A 23,735-nucleotide genomic window follows, 5' to 3' on the forward strand; every position below is an offset into this window, starting at 1 on the left:
CGTGTCCGGGCCCCGGCGGATGTGACCCGCCGGGGCCCGGACGCGTTCCGGGGCTTCAGCGGCTGAGGCGCTGGAAGCGGCGTACCGCCAGCGGCAGGAAGACCGCCGTGAGCGCCAGCGGCCAGACCACCGCCATCAGCAGGGCGTGCTGTTCGATCCAGCTATCCCCCAACGTGCCGGGGCGGCCGAAGAGTTCACGTACGGCGTTCGCCGTCGAGGAGACCGGGTTCCACATCGCGATCATCCCCAGCCAGTCCGGCATCATCGACGGCGGTGTGAAGACGCTGGAGATCATGCCGAACGGGAAAGCCAGCGCGAACAGTCCGCCCGCCGCCTCCTGGTTGGGCACCAGCAGGCCCAGCAGCACCCCGACCCAGATGAGCGCGAAGCGCAGGTGCAGCAGCAGGGCGAACGCGGCCAGCGTGGCGAGCACGCTGCCGTCCGAGCGCCAGCCGACGACGACGGCGATCGCCGCCAGCACCGCGAGGTCCAGCGCGGCACCGCACACGTCCGCCACGCCCCGGCCGCTGACCACCGCCGACCGCGCCATCGGCATCGAACGGAAGCGGTCGGTCACCCCCCGGTCCTTGTCGACCGCGACCAGCATCGCGGTGTTCATGAAGCCGAAGGCCATGGTCATGGCGAACATGCCGGGCATGGCGTAGTCCCGGTAGGAGCCCTCGCCGCCGACGTCCATCGCGCTGCCGAAGACGTAGACGAAGAGCAGGACGGAGACGATCGGGAAGCCGAGCTGCCAGGCGATGTTGGCGGGCTGTTTGAGGAGGTGGGTGAGGTCGCGGCGGACGATGGTCCAGCAGTCGGCGATGGCCCAGTACAGGTGCCGCTCGGGAGCGGGAGCGGGAGTAAGCGCGGGCGCGGGGGCTCCGGTGGGGGTGCTCACGCGGCGGCCTCCGTCCGGGGCGCGGGGGCCGTGGCGTCCGTACGGTGGCCGGTCAGCCGGAGAAACACCTCGTCCAGCGTCGGCCGCCGCAGCCCGATGTCCGCCACGTCCAGCCCCGCGTCCTGGAGTGCCCGCGCCACCTCGGTGAGCGCCGCCACGCCGTCCGTCACCGGCGCGCCGACCCGCCGTTCCGCCAGGTCCGTGTCCGGCGCGGCGCCGTCCGCGGCGACCCGGGCCACGATCCGGGCCGCCCGGGGCAGTTCGGCGGCGTCGCGCACCACCACCTGGACGCGGTCGCCGCCGATGCCGTGCTTGAGGCCGTCCGGGGTGTCCTCCGCGATGGTCCGGCCGTGGTCGATGACGGCGATCCGGTCGGCGAGCTGGTCGGCCTCGTCGAGGTACTGCGTGGTGAGCAGGACGGTCGTACCGCCCGCGACCAGGTCCCGTACGGTCTCCCAGACCTCGTTGCGGCTGCGCGGGTCGAGTCCGGTGGTCGGCTCGTCCAGGAACAGCACCTCGGGCGCGAGCAGCACGCTGGACGCCAGGTCCAGGCGCCGTCGCATGCCGCCGCTGTAGTGCTTGACCTGCTGGCCGGCCGCGTCGGACAGGCCGAAGCGCGCCAGCAGTTCGTCCGCGCGGGCGCGGGCCCGCCGCCCGTCGAGGTGGAAGAGCCGCCCGAACATCTCCAGGTTCTGCCGTCCGGTCAGGATCTCGTCCACGGCGGCGTACTGTCCGGCGAGGCCGATCCGCTCGCGTACGGCGTGCGGCTCGCGCGCCACGTCGTGCCCGGCGACCGCCGCCCGCCCGCCGTCCAGGCGCAGCAGCGTCGCCAGGATGCGTACGGCGGTGGTCTTGCCCGCGCCGTTCGGGCCGAGCAGGCCCTGTACGGTGCCGCGCCGCACGGCGAGGTCGAAGCCGTCGAGCGCCCGTTTGTCCCCGTACCGCTTCGTCAGGCCCTCCGCCAAGACCGCCGCCTCGGATACCGATGTGGTCATGCGCCTCCCCGCCCTTCCCGGCTTCCCGAAACCGGGTACGCCGTACTCAGTTATCGGGTCCACCGTACCCAACAATCGCGTACGGCGTACCCGGTTTTTGCGCGGCGGCCGGGACACCGGCTCTTAGACTGGGCGCACCATGACGACAGAACACAGCGGCAGCGGTGACGCGGCACGCAGCATGGAGCTGCTCTGGGGCACCGGCGAGCGGCCCACCCGCGGGCCCAAGCCCGGCCTGACCCTCGACCGGATCGTCAGCGCCGCGGTGGCGGTCGCCGACGCCGAGGGGATCGGCGCGGTCTCGATGCGCCGGGTCGCCGCCGAGCTGGGCGTCGGCACGATGTCGCTGTACCGCTACGTCCCGGGCAAGGGCGAGCTGCTGGACCTGATGCTCGACAAGATCGCGGCGTTCGGCGCCGACGCGTTCCCCGGGCCCGAGGCCGGCTGGCGGGCCGTCCTGGAGAACGTCGCGCGCCGCGCCTGGCAGCTCCACCACCGGCACCCCTGGCTGCTCCAGGTCGACCAGACGCGGCCGCTGCTGGGCCCCAACTCGGTGGACGTGCTGGAGCACACGGTCCGCGGGATGTCCGGCCTCGCCCTGCCCGACCCGGAGAAGATGCGGCTGCTGACGGTCGTGGAGGGTTACGTCGCGGGCGCGGCGCGTACCCGGCTGAACTCGGCGCTGGCCGAGAAGCGCACCGGCATCACCGACGAGGAGTGGTGGAAGATCCAGGGCCCCTTCCTCGTCAAGGCGATGGAGAGCGGCCGCTACCCGTACCTCGCCGGGCTCTCCGAGGACACCTTCAGCTTCGAGGACGACGGCGACGAAGGCGACGCCCTGTTCGAGCTGGGCCTGGGGCGCCTGCTCGACGGCTTCGCGGCGTACATCGAGAAGCGGGGCGGCTGACGGGCGGGAGACCGGGCGCCCCCAAGAGCGGGCACGCCCGAGACCGGGGGCCCTTAGAACGGGCGCGCCCGGCCTCCCCACGCCTCACCTGCGCCGGAACATCCGCCGCAGCGCCAGCACCACCACCGTCGCCACCCCGAACGTCGCCGCCGCCAGCAGCACGTTGCGGTTCTTGCCCGCCTCGCCCTGGCCGCCGTCCGCCGGGTCCCCCTTACCGGTGCCGTCGCCCTTACCGTCGGCCTTCTTCGCCGACTCCTGGAGCTGGTCGCCGCTGAGCCCCACCGGCTGCACCTGGCTGCCCTTGCCCTCCGACCCGAACAGCAGCGTCCGCCCGTCGGGAGTGAAGGTCACCGACTCGCCCTGCATCTGCAACGGCACGCCCACGCTCCCGATGTCCTTGGGGCGTCCGCCCTCCCACCGGTACATCTCCGCGCCGAAGTACCCGCGCAGCAGCAGCCGCGTGCCGTCCGGCGAGAACGCGCCGTCCGTCACCCACTGGTCGATGCCCGCGATCCGGCGGAAGGTGTTCGTGCCGCGCGCCGACAGGCGCTCGGGGCCCTCGTACAGGGCCGCACCGCCGCTCTTCTTCTTGCTGGCGATGTAGACCCGCCCCGTCTTGGGGTGCACCATCATCGCCTCGGCGTCCCGCGGACCCTCGTCGTACTTGACCGTGAGCTGCGCCGCGGTGACGGTCTGGTCGCGCAGTCGCTTCGGCTCGGGGAAGCGGTAGATCCATACGTGGTTCCAGGTGCCGCCGAGGTTGTCGCCGATGTCGCCGACGTAGACGTTGCCGTCCGGGCCGACCGAGACGGCCTCCACGTCGCGCGGGTCGCCGATGCCGCGCAGGGTGACGGTCGCCACCGTACGGCCGGTGCGGCCGTCCACGGCGTAGACATACGGTCCGTCGTCGCTGTCGTTGTGGGTCCAGTACACGCCGGGGTGGGCCCGGCTGGCCGCCAGTCCGCTGGACTCGGTGATCCGCGGGTCCTCGATCGTGAACCCCTCGGCCCCTCCCCCGCCGTCGGCCACCGCCGGCCCGGCCGCCGCGAACAGCAGAATTCCCGCGGCCCCGGCCGCGCACAGTAGCGAACGCATGGGCACAGCCTCCCACTTCGGCGGCGCGGCGGTGCGGCCCGGCCTGCCCCGGGGGCCACACCCGTCCGGCATCCGCCCGCCGGGGCACCGGAGGCGGCTCGCCCCGCCCGCCGCCCGGAGCGCCCGGCTCCATATGATCTCGGCATGACCACCCCGACAGCGCACTCCGGCGCGCCCGGGCCGGGCGGCCGGGAGGTCGTATGCGTGTGATGTTCGTCGGTGACTCGATGACGATCGGCAGCGCCGGCGACTTCACCTGGCGCTACCGGATGTGGCAGCACCTCAACCGGACCTTCGGCGGCCCCTACCGCATCGTCGGGCCGCGTACCGAGCTGTACGACGTGTCCGCCGACGCGGCGGTCTCGCACGCCTACCGCGACCCGGACTTCCCCGAGCGCGCCCGGCGCCACCTCGCCGGCTGGGGCGAGGGCTGGTGCCACATGGTGCCGCTGATCGGCGACGCGGTGCGCCGGGCCAAGGCCGACACCCTGCTGGTCTCCCTCGGGCTGATAGACCTCGGCTTCTACACGAACGCGGAGCAGACCGCCGCGAACGTGCACCGCTTCGTCGCCGAGGCACGGGCCGCCCACGCGGGCGTACGGGCCGTGCTGATGCCCGTCATCCCGAACACCCGCGCCCTGTCCGACGCCCCCTTCGCCGCCGAGTGCGAGCGCTTCAACGAGCTGCTGGCCAAGGCCGTCGCGGACCTGTCGACGCCCGCCTCACCCCTGCTGCTGGCCTCCCACCCGGACGGCTACGACCTGGACCGGGACACCTACGACGGCACCCACCCCTCCTCGTCGGGCGAGCACCTGCTCGCGGCCGCCTTCGCGGACGCCCTGCACCAGGCGTGGGACGTGGGCGCCCCGTACGTGGCGGCAGGGAACTGAGGGCCGCGGGGTGCCGCACGCTTCTTGATTCGAGCGCACTCCAAGGCGTTGGCTATGGCCCCATGGAGTACACGCAGCTCGGACGCACCGGACTCAAGGTCAGCCGACTCGTCCTCGGCACCATGAACTTCGGCCCCCAGACGGACGAAGCCGACAGCCACGCCATCATGGACGCCGCGCTCGCTGCGGGCGTCAACTTCTTCGACACCGCCAACGTCTACGGATGGGGCGACAACAAGGGCCGCACCGAGGAGATCGTCGGCTCCTGGTTCGCCCAGGGCGGCGGCCGTCGCGACAAGACCGTGCTCGCCACCAAGGTCTACGGCAACATGGGCGGCGACGGCGGGCAGGTCTGGCCCAACCACGACCGCCTCTCCGCGCTGAACATCCGGCGGGCGGTGGACGCCAGCCTCAAGCGGCTGAACACCGACTACATCGACGTCTACCAGTTCCATCATGTGGACCGGCGCACGCCGTGGGACGAGATCTGGCAGGCCATCGACGTCCTGGTGCAGCAGGGCAAGATCCTGTACGCCGGGTCCTCCAACCACGCGGGCTGGCACATCGCGCAGGCCAACGAGGCCGCCGCGCGCCGTGGCTCGCTCGGCCTGGTCAGCGAGCAGTGCCTGTACAACCTCGCGGAGCGCCGCGCCGAGATGGAGGTGATCCCGGCCGCGCAGTCCTACGGGCTGGGGGTCATCCCGTGGTCGCCGCTGCACGGCGGGCTGCTCGGCGGTGCCGTACGCAAGGAACGCGAGGGCGGCGGAGCCCGTACGAACGGGGGCCGCTCGGCCGGCGCGCTGGCGAACTCCGCGATCCGCGCGCAGATCGAGTCCTACGAGGCCCTGCTCGACAAGCACGGGCTGCAGCCCGGCGAGGTCGCGCTGGCCTGGCTGCTCACCCGGCCCGGTGTGACGGGTCCCATCGTCGGGCCACGGACGGCCGAGCAGCTCGACAGCGCGCTGCGCGCCGTGGAGCTGGAGCTGTCGTCCGAGCTGCTGGACGCGCTGGAGGAGATCTTCCCCGGTCCCGGGCCGTCGCCGGAGGCGTTCGCCTGGTGAGCTGAGTCCGTCGGGGACAGAAGGTGTCGTCGGAGGCCGTCCGGCAGCTCAGCGCAGGGCGGCCGCCACGATCACGACGACGAGCAGCACGGCGAACAGGCCGGACATGATCCGGTTACGGGTTTTGGGGTCCACCCTTCGAGCGTAACCGGCCCGCTCACTTACCCAGCGGCCAGGCCGCCACCGTCTCGTACCGGGGCTGCTCGCCCGCCACCCCGGAGACCGGCAGCCGGCTGCGGACGAGCGCCAGCTCCCGTACCGTCCACGCGCTGCCCTCGAAGTCCGCCAGGCCGTCGACGAACGGTGCGAGGTCCAGGGCCTCCGCGCGGTTGCGCGCGACGGTCAGGTGCGGGGTGTACGCGCGGTGGCCGGACATCTCCAGCCCTGCCCGGCGGGCCGCCGCCGCGGCCGAATCCGCCAGCTTGCGCAGGGCGGGCAGGCCGCCGTCGGCCCCGGCCCACACCACCCGGTCCGCGAAGCGGCCGCCGCCCTTGAGGCCGAGCGGGAACGGCTCGTACCGCCGCGCGGCCCGCGCCAGCCGTTCCCGCAGGTCGGGCAGGGTGGCGTCGGGCACCTCGCCGTAGAAGGCGAGGGTGAAGTGCCAGCCGGAGCGCCCGGTCCAGCGCAGCCGGTCCGCGTCCGGGAGGGTCCGCAACCGGCGTACCCGGGCGTCGAGTTCGTCGACGGCGGCCTCGGGCGGCAGTACGGCGGCGAAGAGTCTCATGCGGTCAGTGTCGCGCACGGGGCGGGCGGCGGGCCGGGGCGCGTGCACGTCCCGGCCCGGCGCACCTGTCTCAGGCCGCCGCGGCCAGCCGCTCCGGTTCGCTGTCGCGCTCCCGCGGCACGAACCGTACGTGCTGGTGGCCCCGCCGCAGATCGATCCGTACCCGCAGACCGCCCGCACGGGTCAGCGCCAGGCCCACACCGGCCGCCGCCAGGGCGGAGACCAGGCCGCCCGCGAGGAAGCCGGCCCGGGCGCCGTACGCGTCGGTGACCCAGCCGACCAGCGGCGCCCCCAGCGGCGTACCGCCCATGAAGACCATCATGAACAGGCTCATCACCCGCCCGCGCATCAGCGGATCGGTCGCCATCTGCACGCTGGAGTTGGCCGTGACGTTGATCGTCAGGCCGACCACGCCGATGACGATCAGCAGCGCCCCGAAGACCCACGCGGTCGGAGAGAGGGCCGCGGCCATCTCCAGGACGCCGAACAACAGCGCCGCGCCCACCAGCAGCCGCAGCCGCGAGGTGCTGCGCCGGGCCGCGAGCAGGGCGCCCGCCAGCGAACCGGCCGCCATCAGGCCGTTGAACCAGGCGTACATGCCGGCGCCGCCGTGGAAGACCTTGTCGGCGAAGGCGGTCAGCCAGATCGGGAAGTTGAAGCCGAAGGTGCCGATGAAGCCGATCAGGACGATCGGCCAGATCAGCTCGGGATGGCCCGCGACATAGCGCACGCCCTCCCGGAGCTGGCCCTTGCCGCGCGGGGCACGGTCGACCTTGTGCAGCTCACCGGTGCGCATCAGCAGCAGCCCGGCGAGCGGCGCGAGGAAGGACAGGCCGTTCAGGAGGAACGCCCAGCCGCTGCCGAGGGAGGTGATCAGCGCACCGGCCACGGCGGGGCCGATGAGCCGGGCGGACTGGAAGTTGGCGGAGTTCAGGCTGACGGCGTTGCGCAGGTCGTCCTGGCCGACCATCTCGACCACGAACGCCTGCCGCGCCGGGTTGTCGACGACGGTGATCAGGCCGAGCACGAAGGCCATCAGGTAGACGTGCCAGACCGCGACCTGCCCGCTGAGGGTCAGGACTGCCAGCACCAGACCGGTCAGGCCCATCGACGCCTGGGTGACCAGCAGCAGCTTGCGCTTGGAGACCCGATCGGCGATGACACCGCCGTACAGCCCGAAGAGCAGCATGGGCAGGAACTGGAGCGCGGTGGTGATGCCGACGGCGGCGGACGAGCCGGTGATGCTGACCACCAGCCAGTCCTGGGCGATGCGCTGCATCCAGGTGCCGGTGTTGGACACCACCTGGCCGGTGGCGAAAAGACGGTAGTTACGGACGCGCAGCGAACGGAACATGCCCCCGCGCGGTTCGGCGGCGGTGCCCTTGGTGCCTGTCGGGGGCGCGGTCGCGGCGTCGGAGACGGTGGTGTCGTCGGATATCGGTGCGGGGGCGGAGTCTGCTCCGGATCCCGTACTCAAAGTGGGTTCGCCTCCTCGGCGCTCGGTCTCTACAACTGGGCGAGCTTCTCCAGCACGGGTGCGGCGGTCCGCAGTGCGGCCCACTCGTCCTCGTCCAGCCCGGAGGCCAGCTCGGCCAGCCACGCGTTGCGTTTACGGCGGCTCTCCTCGAGCATCGCCTCGGCCTGTTCGGTCTGGGTGACGACCTTCTGACGGCGGTCGTCCGGGTGCGGTTCGAGCCGGACCAGGCCCTTGGCCTCCAGCATCGCGACGATGCGGGTCATCGACGGCGGCTGGACGTGCTCCTTGCGCGCCAGCTCGCCGGGGGTGGCGTGACCGCACCGGGCGAGGGTGCCGAGCACCGACATCTCGGTGGGGCTGAGCGACTCGTCGACCCGCTGGTGCTTGAGTCGGCGGGACAGCCGCATCACGGCGGACCGCAGCGCGTTCACGGCGTCGGCGTCGACGGCAGCGTCGTCGCCCAGGGACAGTTCCGGCATGTTCGTTAGCATAACTCATTACCCTCTCTAATGAAAGCCCGTACACCTGCGACCACGCGCCTCACCCTTACGAGTGAGGACGCAGCGGAAAGTGACCCGCCTGACCAGGGCGTGAGAGGACCGTGGCGGTATGGGATCGGGAGTGCTCAGCCTGCGGATGGACGGGGAACTGCTGGAGCGCCTTCGGCAGCACGCCGCGAAACGCGGAATGAGCGTCCAGGACTATGTGACCCGGACGCTCATCCGTGAAGACTTCGACGAACGTTTCAAGATGTCGGTGGACCGGACGGAGCGGTTCTACGCGGCTCCGCCGCTGTAGGCCGCCCGGCCGCCGTGCGCCGGGCCGCCGCCGTGTGCCGGGCCGCCACCACGGGCCGGCCCCGGCGCCCGCGCGCTACTTGGCGCCCAGCACCTGCTCGATCGGGTTGAGCAGGAAGTAGACGAGGAAACACAGCCCCACGACGTTCAGCAGCCACGGGATCTCCTTGAAGCGGCCGGTCGCCGTCCGCAGCAGGATGAAGGCCAGCACGCCCATGCCGATGCCGTTGGTGATGCTGTACGTGAACGGCATCGAGATGATCGTCAGGAACGCCGGGACGGCGATCGTGAAGTCGCTCCAGTCGATGTCCCGCACGTTGGCCGACATGATCAGGAAGCCGACGACCAGCAGCGCGGGCGTCGCGGCCTGCGACGGGACGACCGTCGCCAGCGGCGTGAAGACCAGCGCCAGCAGGAAGAGCCCGCCGGTCACCACGTTCGCCAGACCCGTACGGGCCCCCTCGCCGACGCCCGCCGTGGACTCCACGAAGCAGGTGTTGGCGGACGCCGAGCCGACGCCGCCCGCGGCGACCGCGATGCCGTCCACCATCAGGATGCGGCCCATGCCGGGCAGGTTGCCGTCCTCGTCGGTCAGCCCGGCCTCCTCGCCGACGCCGATGATCGTGCCCATCGCGTCGAAGAAGCCGGACAGCAGCACGGTGAAGACGAAGAGGCAGCCGGTCAGCAGGCCGACCTCCTTGAAGCCGCCGAACAGGCTGATCTGCCCGACCAGGCCGAAGTCCGGCGCGCCGACGATGCTGTCCGGCACGTTCGGGACCGCCAGGCCCCAGCTCGCGTCCGGGATCTCCGCCACCGCGTTGATGACGATCGCGACGACCGCCATCACGACCATGCCGATCAGGATCGCGCCCTTGGTCTTCCGTACGGTCAGCAGGAACATCAGCGCCAGGCCGACCACGAAGACCAGCACCGGCCAGCCCTGGAGCTGGCCGCCCTGGCCCAGCGCCAGCGGCACGGTGGTGTGCGCGGCGTCCGGGTTGCGGCTGACGAAGCCCGCGTCGACCAGGCCGACCAGCGAGATGAACAGGCCGATGCCGATCGCGATGGCGCGCCGCAGCCCGTTCGGGATCGCGTCCATGACGCGCTGCCGCAGGCCGGAGGCGACCAGGATCATCAGCACCAGACCGGCGAGGACGACCATGCCCATCGCGTCCGGCCAGCTCATCTTGGGGGCGAGCTGGAGCGAGACGACGGCGTTGATGCCGAGGCCGGCGGCGACGGCGATCGGCACATTGCCGATGACGCCCATCAGGAGGGTGGACAGGCCGGCCATCAGCGCGGTGGCGGTGACCAACTGGCCGTTGTCCAACTGGTGCCCGAACTTGTCCTGGCCGGCGCCGAGGATGATCGGGTTCAGCACGACGATGTACGCCATGGCGAAGAAGGTGGCGAGACCGCCGCGCAGCTCACGGGAGACCGTGGATCCCCGCTGGGAGATCTTGAAGAACCGGTCGAGACCGTTCTTGGGCTGCTGCGGGCCTGGGCTCTGGACGGCGTCGACCGGCGTGGTGGCCGAGGGGGACATGCGCGGACCTCAGTCGTACGGGCCTGGGAGGGCGTGGGGGCCCCGGATCGGGCCCAGAACACAAACAAGCCGGATAAGATTGGAGGATTCAACGAATCAAACCAGTCAGAACCGGATAGGTTCAGTATGAATAAACAAGTCGATGATCGCTATCTCCGCGCGTAGACCCCTGCGGGGAAACGGCTGTCGGCCCTGCCGTGACCGACCTTGTACCGGCCGTGCACCGGCTCTGTCGGTGGCTGCCCGTAAGCTGGCCCCATGTGGAAGAAGTCCGAACTGCGCGAGGCCCCGGAGCCTCTTGAGGGCCCCGTCGTCGGCACGATCACCGGCGGCACCATCATCTGGTTCGTGCTCTTCCTGGCCCAGCTCCCCTTCTACGGCTGGTTCGCCGACCACGACCGCACCTGGTGGGTCTGGACCTGCCTGGCCGGCGGCGGCCTCGGCATCCTCGGCATCTGGTACGTCCGCAAGCGCGACGCCGCCATCAAGCGCGCGGCGGCGGCCGCCGCGGGCAATTCCACCCCATAGTGGACGCATCCCGACCCCCTGCGGTTGACGCGCGCCCCTCCAACAACTTCCGCCACCTTCCTGTGCGTATCCAGCGGGTGAATCGCCCGTTCCGCCCGTAACGTCGAAGGCATGACGCAGCGGGCGAAGACCGAAGCCGGAGGCCGCGAGCGGGCCACCGAACCGGACCACCGCGGCCTGAGCGCCGCCGAGGTCGCCGAGCGGGTGGCCAGAGGCGAGGTCAACGACGTCCCCGTACGGTCCTCGCGCTCCACCGCCGACATCGTCCGCTCGAACGTCTTCACCCGCTTCAACGCCATCATCGGCGTGCTGTTCGTGATCATCCTGATCGTCGGCCCGATCCAGGACGGCCTGTTCGGCTTCGTCATCGTCGCCAACACCGGCATCGGCATCATCCAGGAGCTGCGCGCCAAGAAGACCCTGGACAGCCTCGCCGTCATAGGCGAGTCCAAGCCGACCGTACGGCGCGACGGCGAGGCCGCCGAGATCCCCACCTCCGAGGTCGTCCTCGGCGACGTCATCGAACTCGGCCCCGGTGACAAGGTCATCGTCGACGGCGAGGTCCTGGAGAGCGACGGCCTGGAGATCGACGAGTCGCTGCTGACCGGCGAGGCCGACCCGGTGGTCAAGCAGCCCGGCGAGAAGGTGATGTCCGGCAGCTTCGTGGTCGCCGGCGGCGGCGCGTTCACCGCCACGAAGGTCGGGCGCGAGGCGTACGCCGCCCAGCTCGCCGAAGAGGCGTCCCGCTTCACCCTCGTCCACTCCGAGCTGCGCACCGGCATCAGCCAGATCCTCAAGTACGTGACGTGGATGATGGTGCCGACCGCCATCGGCCTGATCCTCAGCCACCTCTTCACGCTCAACATGGCGGGCGACGAAGCCGTACGCCGCATGGTCGCCGGCATCGTCCCGATGATCCCCGAGGGCCTGGTCCTCCTCACCTCCGTCGCCTTCGCCATCGGCGTCGTCCGGCTCGGCCGCAAGAAGTGCCTGGTCCAGGAGCTGCCCGCGATCGAGGGGCTGGCCCGCGTCGACGTGGTCTGCCTGGACAAGACCGGCACCCTCACCGAGGGCGGCATGGACGTCAGCGATCTGCGCCCGCTCGGCGGTACGGACGAGGACCGCATCGAGCAGGTCCTCGGCGCCCTCGGCGCGTCCGACCCCCGCCCCAACGCCTCCCTCCAGGCGATCATCGACGCGTACCCGGCCCGCGACGGCTGGCGGTCCACCGACGCGCTGCCCTTCTCCTCCGCCCGCAAGTACAGCGGCGCGGCCCTCGAAGGCCCCGACGGCGAGCAGACCACCTGGCTGCTCGGCGCCCCCGACGTCCTCCTGCCCTCCGGCGACGACGCCCTCTCCGAGGTCGACGACCTGAACGCCCAGGGCCTGCGCGTCCTCCTGCTGGCCCGCGCCGAACGCGGCCTGCACGACTCCGATGTCGCCGACCACGTGAGCCCCACCGCCCTCGTCGTCCTCGAACAGCGGCTGCGCCCCGACGCGATGGACACCCTGCGGTACTTCGCGGACCAGGGCGTCCAGGCCAAGGTCATCTCCGGCGACAACGCCGTATCCGTCGGCGCGGTCGCCGGAAAACTCGGCATGCCCGGCGCCGACGCGCCCGTCGACGCGCGCAAGCTCCCTGCCGACCCGGACGACATGGGCAAGGTCCTGGAAGAAGGCGCGGTGTTCGGCCGCGTCACGCCGCAGCAGAAGCGGGACATGGTCGGAGCGCTCCAGAAGCGCGGCCGCATCGTCGCCATGACCGGTGACGGCGTCAACGACGTCCTCGCCCTGAAGGACGCGGACATCGGCGTCTCCATGGGCGCGGGCAGCGAGGCCACCAAGGCCGTCGCCCAGATCGTGCTGCTCGACAACAGCTTCGCGACGCTGCCGTCCGTCGTCGCCGAGGGCCGCCGGGTGATCGGCAACATCACCCGCGTGGCCACCCTCTTCCTCACCAAGACCGTCTACTCGGTGCTGCTGGCGATCCTCGTCGCCTGCTGCCAGATCCCGTATCCCTACCTGCCGCGGCACCTCACCCTGCTGTCCACCCTCACCATCGGCGTCCCCGCCTTCTTCCTCGCCCTCGCCCCCAACAAGGAGCGCGCGAAACCGCACTTCGTACGGCGGGTGATGCGGTACGCGGTCCCCTCCGGCCTGATCATCGGCCTCGCCGCCTTCGCCACGTACCTCCTGGCCCGCAGCCACTACAGCGGCCCGGACGCCCTCCCCGCCGAGACCAGCGCCGCCACCCTGACCCTCTTCCTCAGCGCCATGTGGGTCCTGGCGATCATCGCCCGCCCGTACACCTGGTGGCGCGTCGGCCTCGTCCTGGCGATGGGCCTCGGCTTCCTGATCGTGCTCGTCGTCCCCTGGCTCCAGAACTTCTTCGACCTCAAGCTCGTCGGCACGACGATGCCGTGGGCCGCCGTGGGCATCGCCGCCGCGGCCGCGATCCTGCTCGAAGTCGCCTGGCGGATCATCGGCCGCCGCTTCCCGGCGTAGTCGGCGCTGTCGGCTTCCCCGACGGCTTTTCCGGCCAAGCGGAACGGGGCGGGCGGACCGCGAAACCGCGGCCCGCCCGCCCCGCCCGTCCCCGAACGCTCTCAGTCGAACCAGCGGGCCTCCGCCAGCTCCTCCGCCCGCTCCAGGTCCTCCAGGAGCGCCGCCGCCTCGAACCGGCGGGGCCACTGGCCGGCGGCCCAGGCGAGCCCGGCGGCGACACCCTCCAGCGTCGCCGCGTGCAGCGTGCCGTCCGGTGTCCAGCGCCAGTCGAGTTCGGTGCCGTCCTCGACGGTCAGCTCCTCGTGCTCGACGTACGACCGCGGCGTGCCCGGGCCCAGCAGCGTACGGACCGGCTCCGGGACCTCGTGCCGGCTGCCCTCCGAGGCCACCGGCGCCGCGAAGACCTCACTCAGCCGCCGCACCTGGAACAGCTCCGCCAGCTCGGCGGCGCGCGCGGGACGGACCGGCAGCAGCGGCAGCCCTTCGGCCAGCGGCATCAGGTCCGGCGCGTCCGCGACCACCGCCTCCGCCGCGTCCACGATCCGCACCTCGCCGTCCACGACGACCCGCAGCTCGTCCGGGATCGTCACCTGATCGGGGTCCAGGTCCGCCAGCACCCCGTACAGCGCGTGCAACTGCGCGGCGTCCACCTCCCGCTCCGGGTCCGCGAGGCGGCCCAGCAGCTCGGCGGCGCCGCCCGGCTCCTCCAGGAGCGCCGCCACGGAGGTCCGCACCCCGAGGGCGCGCAGCACCTGCGCGTCCACCTCGCCCGCGTCCGCCGCCTCGTACAGCCCCGCCAGCAGCGGATCGCCGCCCGCGGCCCGCAGACCGGCCGGCCGGCGGCCGTCCAGCACCGGGTGCCCGCGCAGCCACCACGCCGTGTACGGGCGGACCGACTCGGTCGTACCGTCCGGCAGCAGCACCCGCACGGGCGCGGTCAGCGCGTCCCGCAGCGGCGGCCGCGACAGCATCGCCAGCGCCTGCGGCCACGCGTCGTCGTCCACCAGATCCAGGTCCCGTACGGCCACCAGCTCCGTCGCGACCGGCGGCACCGGCGTCTCCGGCAGCCCGTCCAGGACGTCCTCGCACCAGACGTCCACCGCGTCCAGCACACCGGCGTCGTCCGGCTCGGTGAAGTCGCCGTCGCGCGGCTCCAGCTCGTCCGGGTCCAGCACCACGTCCTGCGCCCGTACGAGGGCGAAGCCCGCCAGCACGCCCACGGCGGTCAGCGGCTGCTCCCCCCAGCGCTCCGCGAACACGGCGTCGACCGCCGCGAGTTCACCCTCCCGGATGACCCGCTCGAAATCGCTCCCCGGCAGTACCAGTTCACCCGCCGGCGCCGGCTCGCCGTCCTCGTCCGGCAGCGCCAGCGCGGCCAGCCACGGCTCGTCACCGGGCGCCAAGTGCGCGTCCCGCACCAGACCGAGCACGGCCTCCGCCAGTTCCTCGCCGCCCAGCCCGGCCGGCTCCCCGTCGAAACCGAACGCGTAATCGTCCTCCGCCGCGTCCAGGGACCCCGCGACGGCCGCCCGCACCTGCGGAGTCGTCAGCACGGCCCGCGGAGCCGCCGGGGTGGCGCCCAGCTTCTCCAGCAGCGGATGCACGGCCTCCGGATGCGCGACCTTCAGCCCCAGCCGGGCCAGCGTCGCATGCCGCTCCCCGGCGTCCCCGCCGTCGTCCGGCAACGGCAGCAGCACCTGCCGCGGCCCGATGGTGGTCCGCGCCGCCCGCCCGTCCTCACCGGCAGGCCCGGCCAGCGGCACCGGCAGCCCGCTCAGCCGCTCCGGGTCCGTACCGGCCAGCGAGTCGTACAGCCGCCGCCACCACGCCGGTGACCGTTCCACCCCCGCCAGCCGGTCCACGACCTCACCGAGCGGCACCCGGGCCACTCCCAGCGCACGCAGCTCCGACCGCCGCTCCAGCCCGGCGGGCAGCAGACTCGGGAACAGCTCCGCCAGCACCCGTACGGTGTCCGCCCCGGCACCCTCCACCAGCTCGGCATCCACCGGCCGCAGAACGTACGCGTCCTCCTCGCCCCGCGCACCGCCCCAGCCGCCGCCCTCGCCCGGAGCCAGCTCGTCAGGCCCCGCCGACTTCGGCACCGCCTCCAGCGACAGCTCCGCGCCCGTGACCGGCGCCGCCGCACTCGGCAGGAACCGCACCCGAGGCAACAGCTCCAGCACCTGCCGCCGCAGCTCGTTGTCCAGCTCCCCCTTGCCCAACGGCCCCGGTACGAGATCGATCGTCCCCGCCGACACGGGCTGCCAGCCGGCCAGCAGCGACGCGTACGCCTCCGCGGCGCGCCGCACGAGATAATCGGTGAGCGCCCCCGGCGCCACATGCCGCCGCGTCGGCTCCAGCGGGAACGACGCGATCAGCAGCCCCGGCAGGCCCTGCGGCTCCTCGGTCGGCGTCGGCGCGTGCAGGACCGGCGCGGTCGCCGGACGCACCGGCGCGCCCTCCTCGTCCACCGGCACCGCCCACGTCACCGCCCAGTGCGGACGCAGCCGCTCCTCCACCGGGCGGTCCGCCAGCAGCTCCGGCTCCAGCGCCCCGCTCTCACTCACGACCCGCCAGCGCGAGACGCCCCGCTCACTGTCCTCGATGACGACGTACGCGCCCTCCTGGCGCCGCCGCATCTCCCGCACACCGTCCGGCGTCTCCACCACGACCTCGGCCAGCCCCGGCAGCGTCAGCAGCAACGCCGCGTCGATCCCGGCCAGCAGGCGCACCGTCAGCTCGTGCGCGGCACCGTCCCGCAGCGGCAGCACGACGGACGTGTCGTACCCCTGCGGCGCGGAGCCCTCCGCGGGCAGCGGCAGACGCAACAGCGGTACATGACCGTCACGGCGCCGCAGCTCCCCACCGAGCCCGGGACTGTGCGCCGCCACCTGACTCGCCAGCTCCCGCGCCTCCGCCAGCGACCACCGGACACCGCCCGTACGGCCGACCAGCGCGGGCTCGTCACTGACCGCCAGCACCGCCGAGAACCCGACCCCGAACCGCCCCACGGACACCGCCGCCTCGGTCTCCCGCTTCGCGGACGCCCGCAGCGTGGCCAGCGATTCGACGCCGGTGGCGTCGATGGGGGCGCCGGTGTTCGAGGCGACCAGCACAGCGGGCTCACCCCCCTGGCCCGGGTGGAGGGTCAGGCGCAGCCGCCCGGGCACCCCGGCGCGGCCCGCCGCGTCCGAGGCATTCTGCGCCAGCTCCACGGCCAGCCGGTCACGGTAGCCACCGAGCGCGAGATCCTCCTCGGCATTCGCATCCTCCCGGAACCGGGCCGGCGAGGCCGCCCAGGCATCGAGCACCCCCCGCCGCAGCCGAGCCGTCCCGAACGGATCTGCCTCTGCCGCTTCGCTCACGTTCACTCCCGTTCCTCGCGATGCCGAACTCCATTTTCTACCCGGTGGGGGTGGGGGTGGGGCATGGGGGTGCGCCCTGGTAGGGCGCGTTGTCCGGGATGGGGCCTGGTGGGGGTGCGCGTCTCGCGCGATGGGTTCGGTGGTGGGGGGCTCGGGGTCCCTCCGGGGTCACTCTCCCCCAGCCTCCGGCCGGGGGTGCCCCCACGGCACCGTGGACCGCAACGTACCTTCATTAGGCAACGCAGAGGCCCGGCTGCCTGCGGGGAGACCCCTGCGGAACCCCGAGCCCCGGCCGTCGAGCGGCTATCGGTGCGATCGGGCTGGGGTTTCACAAGCCCAAGCGGAAGCCGGCTCGGTGTGGGTGCGCGTTGTGCGCGGAGGGTTCGGTGGTGGGGGCTCGGGGTCCCTCCGGGGTCACTCCTCGGCACCGTGGACCGCAACGTACCTTGATTCGGCGACGCAGAGGCCCGGCTGCCTGCGGGGAGACCCCTGCGGGACCCCGAGCCCTGGCCGTCGGGCGGCTATCGGCGCGATCGGGCTGGGGTCTTTCACAAGCCGGGCGCGCCAGCGCGGGCCTCTCAGCGCCCCGCCCCCGGCGCGCAGCGCCCCGGTGGCGCGGCGGAGCCGCGTCGGCGTGAGCCGGCCTGACGCACGCCTTCCATCGCCGGGGAGTGGCCCGCCGTACCGCCCCACCCCCGTGAGCCTCACCCCCAGGTAAGGCGCACCCCTGCGTCATCGAGAACTCCCCCACCGACCTCGGCTCGCCGAACCGGCCCGAGGGGGCGTGTAGGGGGCCATCCCCGCAGGCAGCCGGGTGTCTGCGTCACCGAAAAAAAGTCACGTCGCGGTGCACGGTGCCGAGGAGTTGGCCCCCTGCGCGCCCCCGCCCCCACAACGAAACCAATGCGAGCCGAACGTCACCCCAAAACCACCCGCGCGAAGCGCGAACGTCATCGCCGCAAGGTACGTGATCGACTGGCCCCGCCGGGAGCGCTTCAGCTATGACCAAACTCTTCGGACGGCCCCGATTCCTCCACAGACCCACCCGTCCGGTCAGGACGCAACGCGAACGGATCAACAACGGTCTCGTCAATAACGGGAGGCGCCGGCCGCGGAGGCCTCGGCATGACGGCGGCCTCCGAATGCCCCCCGCACCCGTACCCGAGCGACACGACATGCCCATCCGCAGGACCGAACTCGTTGGCGCAGATCCCGAACGCCTGACGGAGCGACCCGGCCAGCGGCACCAGGAAGCCGCAGGAGACGCAGTTGGCGGGGGCCGCCTGGGCCATGGCGGTCTTGGGGCCGTACTCCTCCTCCCAGCGGTCCGCCGCGGCGTGCAGGCCGTAGCGGGAGAGGACCCGGGAACGCCCCATACCCAGCTCGTCGGCGACCGCCGCAATGCTGCCGCGGGTCGTCGCGGGCTGGGCCGCGGGCGACCCGGGCTCGACGTCGGCGTCCTCGGCGTCCGCCAGCTCGGTGACGCCGGGCGAGACCTGGGCGCCCCCCGCCCCCACGTCCTCCGCTCCCCCCAGGGGAGCAGCGCCGGGCTCCAGCCGGAGATCCTCGGCCTCGGTGGGGAGGAGGTCACCGGGACCCATGTCACCGGGCCGCAGCCGCTCGCTCCAGGGCACCCATTCGGGGGCCAGCAGCGCGTCGGGACCGGGCAGCAGAACGGTCTCGTCGAGGGTGACGTGCTTGGCCCGGGACGCGCGGGCGACGGTGACGGCCCAGCGCCAGCCCCGGTAGCCGGGCTCCTTGCATTCGAACAGGTGCGTGACGACGCGGTCTCCGTCGGCAACGGCGTCGACGTGCTCGCCGACCGTGCCGGGCGCCGCGGCCTCCTCGGCCGCTACGCGGGCAAGGTCGACCGCCTCGGCGCACAGGCGGTCAGGGGTACGGCTTCGCATCGCAGCACTCACAAGAATCGATTCTCTCTTCCACGCCGTCTCACGAGTGCGCCAGCCGGAGCTGTCCTGTCCTTGTCCGGACGACCGGCGTGCCGGGGCGGGCGGAGCGGACCTGGGGACCGCGTCGACGTCCGCGCCCGGTCATCTCGGTCGAGCGCACCTCTTACGAACCATTCTGCGGGATCGCGGCAAGGCGCGCGGCCAAGAACGACCGCCGGTGGCGCGCTACACACGCTACCCCTTCAACGGTGCACGACCCCTCGCCGGGAGCGGCAAATGTCACCGGCAGCGTCCGGCGGCCCGGCGCTCCGGCGCGACGGGGCCCGGAAAGAGCCATGTCCCGGGCGAGTTGGGGCAGTATTGCTGCGTGGCTGCCGGACGGGCGTCGAGAAAGCCGAGGCTGCCGCGGATGTCGCGGGCGTCGCGGATCCCCAGGTCGGGGACGGCGAGGACGGCCCGGGCCCCGCGGATCGCCAAGGCTTCGCGGATCTCCACCGGCCCGCGTGTCTCCAGGGGCGCGCGGGCCTCGACGGCGTCCACGCGGCCGGGCCGGGAGGGCGGGGCGGGCCGGGTGTGCCGTGCCGCCGGGCGGGCGCTGCGCCGTCCGTTCACGGCGACCGGGCGGGGCATACGGCGTGCCACCCACGCGCACGGCGCGGGCGAGTCGGGTCTCGGCAAGCTGATCGAGCTGCACGCGGTGAATTCGGCCGGTGACATGTTGATCACGGTGGCGCTGGCCTCGACGGTGTTCTTCTCGGTGCCGACGGACCAGGCACGCGGCCGGGTGGCGCTGTACCTGGCGGTGACGATGGCGCCGTTCGCGCTGCTCGCGCCCGTGATCGGGCCGCTGCTGGACCGGGTGCCGCACGGCCGCCGGGCGGCGATGGCCGGGGCGATGCTGGCCCGCGCGCTGCTGGCGCTGACCATGTCGGGCGCCGTGGCGGGCGGCGGCCTGGAGCTGTATCCGGCGGCACTGGGCGTATTGGTGTCTTCGAAGGCGTACGGGGTGGTGCGGAGCGCCGTCGTCCCGCGCCTGCTACCGCCCCGCATCTCCTTGGTGAAGGCCAATTCGCGGGTGACGCTCGCGGGACTGCTGGCCACGGGGGCCGCGGCACCGCTGGGCGGCGCGCTGCACCTGATCGGTCCGAGCTGGCCGCTGTACGGGGCGTTCACGGTGTTCGTGGCGGGCACGTTCCTGTCGTTCTCGCTGCCGCACAAGGTGGACTCGGCGAAGGGCGAGGGGCGGGCCCGGCTGGCGTCCGGCGAGGACGGTGCGGGGCTCGGGAAGGCGGCGGGCGAGCGGCCGGGGAAGGCGCCGGCGGGCGGGCGGCGGCCGGGGCTCCGTACGGTCGGGCCGTCCGTACTGCACGGCCTGCACGCGAACTGTGCGCTGCGGTCGCTGTCCGGCCTGCTGACGTTCTTCCTGGCGTTCCTGCTGCGCGAGCACCCGCTGGGCGGGCTGGGGCCGCAGGTCTCGCTGGGGCTGGTGGCGGTGGCGGCGGGGACGGGCAACGCGCTGGGGACGGCGGTCGGCGCCTGGCTGCGGTCCAGAGCGCCGGAACTGATCATCGCGGTGGTGCTGGGGCTGGCGCTGGCCGTCACGGTCACCGCGGCGGTCTTCTACGCGGTGCTGGCGATCGTGGTGGTGACGGCCGCCGCGGCGACGGCGGGCCTGTGCCAGGCGCTGGGGAAGCTGTCGCTGGACGCGGTGATCCAGCGGGACGTGCCGGAGTCGGTCCGAACCTCGGCGTTCGCCCGTTCCGAGACCGCGCTCCAGTTGTCCTGGGTGGTCGGCGGCGCCGTCGGGATCGGGCTGCCGCTGAACGGGACGGTCGGCCTGGCGGTGGCCGCGGCGCTCGTCGCGGCCGGCGTGGTGCTGGCCGTGCGCGGCCTGCTGGGCGCGGCGCGGCACGGCGCGCCCCACCCTCGTGTGGCGTGAGAGGAACCGACCGATAGCCTGCCCGCATGACCGCGTTCTCTTCTTGGGGTACTGGCCGCCGCGCCGCTGCCGCCCTCGGTGCCGTGTCCCTGGGGCTCGTCACCCTCTCCGCCTGTGAGAAGCCGACTCCGCTCGCCACGGTGACCGCCGGCAAGGACACCGTGACCGCCGAGGCCGCCTGCTACGACGACGGCAAGGTGCTCGGCGATCTGGCCGCCAGCGACAAGAAGGCGCAGGCCGAGTTCACCAAGTGTCTGACCACCGAGCCGAAGAAGACGCTCACCGTGCACCCGGGCGAGAAGCTGCGCCTCGGTGTCGAGCCGGACGTGGCGGAGGACGGCTGGATCGCGCTGTCCAACAACAGCCCGATCACCAACGTCAGCAAGCAGACGTACCAGGTCGTCGCCAGCGCGGACCAGCTCTTCGTCAACCAGCAGACCCGCAGCCTGGCCGATTCCACCGTGGTGTCCGTCGTGGCCACCAAGGGCGGCAAGTACACGGGCGTGTGGAACGTCAAGCTCAAGCGCGCGGAATCCTGAGTCCGCTGAGGTACGCGTGAGGCTGGTGGTGGTGAGGTGACCGTGACGCGGGTCCTGGTCGTCACCGCCGTCGCGGCCGAGCGCGACGCGGTGGTCGCGGGTGTGGCCGGTGACGGCGCCGCTGCCGGTGACAGCGGCGCGGAGATCGTCGCGCTGCCCGCGGGCGGCTACGCGCTGCACCGGGTACGGACGGCCGCGCCCACCGCGCCCGAGCGGGCCGGCGCGGTCCTCGACGTGCTCGCGGCCGGGGTCGGCCCGGCCGCCGCTGCCGCCGGTACGGCCACCGCGCTGACCGCCGGAATCTGTGCCGGAGCCGGTTACGACCTCGTCATCTCCGCCGGGATCGGCGGCGGTTTCGCCCCCGGCCCCGACACGGGCGGCCCCGGCGCCGCGGTCGGTTCCACCGTCGTCGCGGACGCGATCGTCGCCGCCGACCTGGGCGCCGAGACCCCGGACGGCTTCCTTCCGGTGACCGAACTCGGCTTCGGCACCGTCGTCCACACTCCGCCGCCGGCCCTCGTACGGGCCCTCGCCGCGGCCACCGGCGCCGCGTGCGGCCCGGTGCTCACCGCATCCACCGTGACCGGCAGCGCGGAGCACGCCGCGCGCCTCGCCGCGCGCCACCCGCGCGCCCTCGTCGAGGCGATGGAGGGCTTCGGTGTCGCCGAGGCCGCCGCCGCGCAGGGCCTGCCGGTGCTCGAAATCCGTACGGTCTCCAACCCCGTCGGCCCGCGTGACCGTGCCGCGTGGCGCATCGGGGAGGCGCTCGGCGCGCTCTCCGCCGCCTGCGCCGCGCTCCCCCGCGTCCTGGCGGCGGCCGGGGCCCCGACCTCCTGGAGGACGCCATGAGCGACGCGCTCAAGATCGCCTATTCGCCGTGCCCGAACGACACCTTCGTCTTCCACGCGTGGGCGCACGGCAAGGTCCCTGGCGCCCCCGCGCTGGACGTCACCTTCGCCGACATCGACATCACGAACGGCATGGCCGAGCGCGGTGAGTTCGACATCTTGAAGGTGTCGTACGCGGTGCTGCCGTGGGTGCTGGAGGAGTACGCGCTGCTGCCCTGCGGCGGAGCGCTGGGGCGCGGCTGCGGCCCGCTGGTGCTCACCAAGGAGCCGGGCGAGGCCAAGGACCTGGCGGGCAAGACGGTGGCGGTGCCCAGCGAGCGCTCGACCGCGTACCTGCTGTTCCGGCTGTGGGCGGCGGAAGAGGTGCCGGGCGGCGTCGGCGAGGTGAAGGTGCTGCCGTTCGACGAGATCATGCCGGCCGTACGGGACGGCCGGGTGGACGCCGGGCTGGTCATCCACGAGGCCCGCTTCACGTACCAGAACTACGGCCTCGCCTGCCTCGCCGACATGGGCGAGCACTGGGAGCGCACGACCGGCCTGCCGATCCCGCTGGGCGCGATCATCGCCAAGCGCTCGCTGGGCGCCGAGCGGCTGCGTGAGCTGGCCGCGGCGGCCCGCGAGTCGGTACGGATGGCCTGGGACGACACCGAGGCGTCCCGCGCGTACGTGCTGGAGCACGCGCAGGAGATGGATCCGGCCGTCGCCGACCAGCACATCGGCCTGTACGTGAACGAGTTCACCGCCGACCTCGGCGAGAACGGCTACGCGGCCGTGCGCGGGCTGCTCACGCGCGCCGCGGCCGAGGGGCTCGTACCGCCCCTCGGCCGCGATGCGCTCAGCTTCGGCTGACCCGGGCCGCGCCCGGCCGGCCGTCAGACGTCCAGTTGGTCGGCGACCGCCCGGAGCATGCCGGCGATCTTCGAGCCGTGCGCCTTGTCGGGGTAGCGGCCGCGCTCCAGTTGCTGGGTGACGCTCTCCAGGAGCGTGGTGAGGTCCTGCACGATCGACGCCAGCTCGTCCGGCTTGCGGCGCTGGGCCGCCGCCACCGACGGCGCGGGGTCGAGGATCGTCACCGAAAGCGCCTGGTCACCGCGCTGGCCGGCCACTACGCCGAACTCGACGCGCTGGCCCGGCTTGAGTGCGTCCACGCCGTCGGGCAGCACCGACGAGTGCACGAAGACGTCACCGCCGTCGTCGCGGGAGAGAAAGCCGAAGCCCTTCTCGCTGTTGAACCACTTGACCTTGCCGGTAGGCACGTCTGTCCTCGTCCTCGTACTCGTCGGAAGACCACTGGGGTCTGGTTACGGTGTTTTCTGCGTCTTCTGCGGGAAAAAACAGCTCTGGATAGCAGTGCAGCGGGCCACCGGACCCGCCACCCCCCAAGGCTAATGGTCCGGTGCCCGGTGACAAGACGTCGCCGGGTGGTTCCTCCGCGCTTCTGGCCCGGACTTACCCTGGTCGTGTGTCTGACGAAACTCCCCAGGCCGGGGATCTGCTGGTCCGGATCGGCGCGATTGTTTTCCTGATTGGCGCGGTGGCCACTCTCGCCACCGTGACCCCGTTGTTCGTGGGGCCGATCCGCTGCCGTCCGTCTTCTACTGGGTCTGCATGCTGATGGGGGCCGGGTTCCTCATCGCCGGGGCCGGAGTGCTGCGTTCCGTCGCGGCGCAGCGCCGGCAGGCGAAGTCGTCCACGGCGTAGCCGCCGG

General features: G+C 72.8%; 21 protein-coding genes and 1 pseudogene. 11 read left to right on the forward strand and 11 right to left on the reverse strand.

Going from position 1 to position 23,735, the window contains the following annotated elements; all coding sequences use genetic code 11:
* Positions 1 to 55: 55 nt before the first annotated feature.
* Positions 56 to 901 carry an ABC transporter permease gene (locus EJG53_RS16140; protein ID WP_371858693.1) on the reverse strand — a complete coding sequence of 282 codons (846 nt, stop codon included), beginning with the start codon at positions 899 to 901 and terminating at the stop codon, positions 56 to 58.
* Entirely contained in the window at positions 898 to 1,896 is a 999-nt protein-coding gene (locus EJG53_RS16145; protein ID WP_125045426.1) for an ATP-binding cassette domain-containing protein, read from the reverse strand. The genes EJG53_RS16140 and EJG53_RS16145 overlap by 4 nt, the downstream gene beginning before the upstream one ends.
* A 139-nt stretch (positions 1,897 to 2,035) precedes the next feature.
* Between EJG53_RS16145 and EJG53_RS16150 the strand changes: the two genes are divergently transcribed.
* Positions 2,036 to 2,803, forward strand: coding sequence for a TetR/AcrR family transcriptional regulator (locus tag EJG53_RS16150; RefSeq protein WP_244955169.1), 768 nt, complete (start codon positions 2,036 to 2,038; stop codon positions 2,801 to 2,803).
* An 84-nt stretch (positions 2,804 to 2,887) separates the two neighbouring features.
* Here EJG53_RS16150 and EJG53_RS16155 read toward each other — a convergent pair whose 3' ends face one another.
* Positions 2,888 to 3,898, reverse strand: a complete 1,011-nt coding sequence (locus tag EJG53_RS16155; RefSeq protein WP_125045427.1) for a TolB-like translocation protein — start codon at positions 3,896 to 3,898, stop codon at positions 2,888 to 2,890.
* A 200-nt stretch (positions 3,899 to 4,098) separates the two neighbouring features.
* On the opposite strand from EJG53_RS16155, the gene EJG53_RS16160 reads away from it, so the two are divergent.
* Together EJG53_RS16160 and EJG53_RS16165 are read left to right on the forward strand one after the other, a co-directional pair.
* Positions 4,099 to 4,788, forward strand: a complete 690-nt coding sequence (locus tag EJG53_RS16160; protein WP_125045428.1) for a GDSL-type esterase/lipase family protein — start codon at positions 4,099 to 4,101, stop codon at positions 4,786 to 4,788.
* A gap of 62 nt (positions 4,789 to 4,850) precedes the next feature.
* The gene (locus EJG53_RS16165; RefSeq protein WP_125045429.1) at positions 4,851 to 5,849 is read left to right on the forward strand and encodes an aldo/keto reductase; all 999 of its coding nucleotides are present in this window, start codon (positions 4,851 to 4,853) and stop codon (positions 5,847 to 5,849) included.
* A 157-nt stretch (positions 5,850 to 6,006) separates the two neighbouring features.
* On the opposite strand, the gene thpR is transcribed toward EJG53_RS16165, so the two are convergent.
* From thpR to EJG53_RS16180, 3 genes are all read right to left on the reverse strand, one after another.
* The gene (gene thpR, locus EJG53_RS16170; RefSeq protein WP_125045430.1) at positions 6,007 to 6,573 is read right to left on the reverse strand and encodes an RNA 2',3'-cyclic phosphodiesterase; all 567 of its coding nucleotides are present in this window, start codon (positions 6,571 to 6,573) and stop codon (positions 6,007 to 6,009) included.
* A 70-nt stretch (positions 6,574 to 6,643) separates the two neighbouring features.
* Positions 6,644 to 8,050: an MFS transporter gene (locus EJG53_RS16175; protein ID WP_125045431.1), complete on the reverse strand. Its 1,407-nt coding sequence runs from the start codon at positions 8,048 to 8,050 to the stop codon at positions 6,644 to 6,646.
* A gap of 29 nt (positions 8,051 to 8,079) precedes the next feature.
* Positions 8,080 to 8,529: a MarR family winged helix-turn-helix transcriptional regulator gene (locus EJG53_RS16180; protein WP_125045432.1), complete on the reverse strand. Its 450-nt coding sequence runs from the start codon at positions 8,527 to 8,529 to the stop codon at positions 8,080 to 8,082.
* Positions 8,530 to 8,659: 130 nt separating this feature from the next.
* Between EJG53_RS16180 and EJG53_RS16185 the strand changes: the two genes are divergently transcribed.
* Positions 8,660 to 8,848, forward strand: a complete 189-nt coding sequence (locus EJG53_RS16185; protein WP_073759267.1) for a ribbon-helix-helix protein, CopG family — start codon at positions 8,660 to 8,662, stop codon at positions 8,846 to 8,848.
* A 75-nt stretch (positions 8,849 to 8,923) separates the two neighbouring features.
* On the opposite strand, the gene EJG53_RS16190 is transcribed toward EJG53_RS16185, so the two are convergent.
* Complete coding sequence (locus tag EJG53_RS16190; protein WP_125045433.1) at positions 8,924 to 10,393, reverse strand: NCS2 family permease; 1,470 nt, start codon at positions 10,391 to 10,393, stop codon at positions 8,924 to 8,926.
* 258 nt (positions 10,394 to 10,651) lie between these two features.
* On the opposite strand from EJG53_RS16190, the gene EJG53_RS16195 reads away from it, so the two are divergent.
* Together EJG53_RS16195 and EJG53_RS16200 are read left to right on the forward strand one after the other, a co-directional pair.
* Positions 10,652 to 10,921 carry a DUF2530 domain-containing protein gene (locus EJG53_RS16195; protein WP_125045434.1) on the forward strand — a complete coding sequence of 90 codons (270 nt, stop codon included), beginning with the start codon at positions 10,652 to 10,654 and terminating at the stop codon, positions 10,919 to 10,921.
* A gap of 111 nt (positions 10,922 to 11,032) precedes the next feature.
* Entirely contained in the window at positions 11,033 to 13,426 is a 2,394-nt protein-coding gene (locus EJG53_RS16200; RefSeq protein ID WP_125045435.1) for an HAD-IC family P-type ATPase, read from the forward strand.
* Positions 13,427 to 13,527: 101 nt separating this feature from the next.
* On the opposite strand, the gene EJG53_RS16205 is transcribed toward EJG53_RS16200, so the two are convergent.
* From EJG53_RS16205 to EJG53_RS42480, 3 genes are all read right to left on the reverse strand, one after another.
* On the reverse strand, positions 13,528 to 16,797 hold the full coding sequence (locus EJG53_RS16205; protein ID WP_125045436.1) for a sacsin N-terminal ATP-binding-like domain-containing protein: 3,270 nt from the start codon (positions 16,795 to 16,797) through the stop codon (positions 13,528 to 13,530).
* 989 nt (positions 16,798 to 17,786) lie between these two features.
* Positions 17,787 to 18,701, reverse strand: a complete 915-nt coding sequence (locus EJG53_RS16210) for a DUF3027 domain-containing protein (RefSeq protein ID WP_125045437.1) — start codon at positions 18,699 to 18,701, stop codon at positions 17,787 to 17,789.
* Positions 18,702 to 18,980: 279 nt separating this feature from the next.
* Positions 18,981 to 19,331 carry a hypothetical protein gene (locus EJG53_RS42480; protein ID WP_244955739.1) on the reverse strand — a complete coding sequence of 117 codons (351 nt, stop codon included), beginning with the start codon at positions 19,329 to 19,331 and terminating at the stop codon, positions 18,981 to 18,983.
* On the opposite strand from EJG53_RS42480, the gene EJG53_RS16215 reads away from it, so the two are divergent.
* The 4 genes from EJG53_RS16215 to EJG53_RS16230 are packed head-to-tail and all read left to right on the forward strand — an operon-like array spanning position 19,273 to position 22,876.
* On the forward strand, positions 19,273 to 20,640 hold the full coding sequence (locus EJG53_RS16215) for an MFS transporter (protein WP_244955171.1): 1,368 nt from the start codon (positions 19,273 to 19,275) through the stop codon (positions 20,638 to 20,640). The genes EJG53_RS42480 and EJG53_RS16215 overlap by 59 nt on opposite strands.
* A gap of 26 nt (positions 20,641 to 20,666) precedes the next feature.
* On the forward strand, positions 20,667 to 21,179 hold the full coding sequence (locus EJG53_RS16220) for a hypothetical protein (protein WP_031001696.1): 513 nt from the start codon (positions 20,667 to 20,669) through the stop codon (positions 21,177 to 21,179).
* A gap of 36 nt (positions 21,180 to 21,215) precedes the next feature.
* Positions 21,216 to 22,028, forward strand: coding sequence for a futalosine hydrolase (locus EJG53_RS16225; RefSeq protein ID WP_125045439.1), 813 nt, complete (start codon positions 21,216 to 21,218; stop codon positions 22,026 to 22,028).
* Positions 22,025 to 22,876: a 1,4-dihydroxy-6-naphthoate synthase gene (locus EJG53_RS16230; protein WP_125045440.1), complete on the forward strand. Its 852-nt coding sequence runs from the start codon at positions 22,025 to 22,027 to the stop codon at positions 22,874 to 22,876. The genes EJG53_RS16225 and EJG53_RS16230 overlap by 4 nt, the downstream gene beginning before the upstream one ends.
* A 23-nt stretch (positions 22,877 to 22,899) precedes the next feature.
* Here EJG53_RS16230 and EJG53_RS43350 read toward each other — a convergent pair whose 3' ends face one another.
* Entirely contained in the window at positions 22,900 to 23,283 is a 384-nt protein-coding gene (locus EJG53_RS43350; RefSeq protein WP_031001692.1) for a cold-shock protein, read from the reverse strand.
* 206 nt (positions 23,284 to 23,489) lie between these two features.
* On the opposite strand from EJG53_RS43350, the pseudogene EJG53_RS16240 reads away from it, so the two are divergent.
* Positions 23,490 to 23,728, forward strand: a pseudogene (locus tag EJG53_RS16240) (hypothetical protein).
* Positions 23,729 to 23,735 lie beyond the last annotated feature (7 nt).

Origin of the sequence: Streptomyces chrestomyceticus JCM 4735, assembly GCF_003865135.1 — a bacterium.
GTDB lineage: Bacteria > Actinomycetota > Actinomycetes > Streptomycetales > Streptomycetaceae > Streptomyces > Streptomyces chrestomyceticus.

Coding starts and splice junctions, on each gene's coding strand:
- EJG53_RS16155 (WP_125045427.1), bottom strand. CDS start 3,898: ATGCGTTCGCTACTGTGCGCGGCCGGGGCCGCGGGAATTCTGCTGTTC.
- EJG53_RS16230 (WP_125045440.1), top strand. CDS start 22,025: ATGAGCGACGCGCTCAAGATCGCCTATTCGCCGTGCCCGAACGACACC.
- EJG53_RS16180 (WP_125045432.1), bottom strand. CDS start 8,529: ATGCCGGAACTGTCCCTGGGCGACGACGCTGCCGTCGACGCCGACGCC.
- EJG53_RS16220 (WP_031001696.1), top strand. CDS start 20,667: ATGACCGCGTTCTCTTCTTGGGGTACTGGCCGCCGCGCCGCTGCCGCC.
- EJG53_RS16145 (WP_125045426.1), bottom strand. CDS start 1,896: ATGACCACATCGGTATCCGAGGCGGCGGTCTTGGCGGAGGGCCTGACG.
- EJG53_RS16210 (WP_125045437.1), bottom strand. CDS start 18,701: ATGCGAAGCCGTACCCCTGACCGCCTGTGCGCCGAGGCGGTCGACCTT.
- EJG53_RS16150 (WP_244955169.1), top strand. CDS start 2,036: ATGACGACAGAACACAGCGGCAGCGGTGACGCGGCACGCAGCATGGAG.
- EJG53_RS16200 (WP_125045435.1), top strand. CDS start 11,033: ATGACGCAGCGGGCGAAGACCGAAGCCGGAGGCCGCGAGCGGGCCACC.
- EJG53_RS16165 (WP_125045429.1), top strand. CDS start 4,851: ATGGAGTACACGCAGCTCGGACGCACCGGACTCAAGGTCAGCCGACTC.
- EJG53_RS42480 (WP_244955739.1), bottom strand. CDS start 19,331: ATGCCCCGCCCGGTCGCCGTGAACGGACGGCGCAGCGCCCGCCCGGCG.
- thpR (WP_125045430.1), bottom strand. CDS start 6,573: ATGAGACTCTTCGCCGCCGTACTGCCGCCCGAGGCCGCCGTCGACGAA.
- EJG53_RS16160 (WP_125045428.1), top strand. CDS start 4,099: ATGCGTGTGATGTTCGTCGGTGACTCGATGACGATCGGCAGCGCCGGC.
- EJG53_RS16195 (WP_125045434.1), top strand. CDS start 10,652: ATGTGGAAGAAGTCCGAACTGCGCGAGGCCCCGGAGCCTCTTGAGGGC.
- EJG53_RS16185 (WP_073759267.1), top strand. CDS start 8,660: ATGGGATCGGGAGTGCTCAGCCTGCGGATGGACGGGGAACTGCTGGAG.
- EJG53_RS16190 (WP_125045433.1), bottom strand. CDS start 10,393: ATGTCCCCCTCGGCCACCACGCCGGTCGACGCCGTCCAGAGCCCAGGC.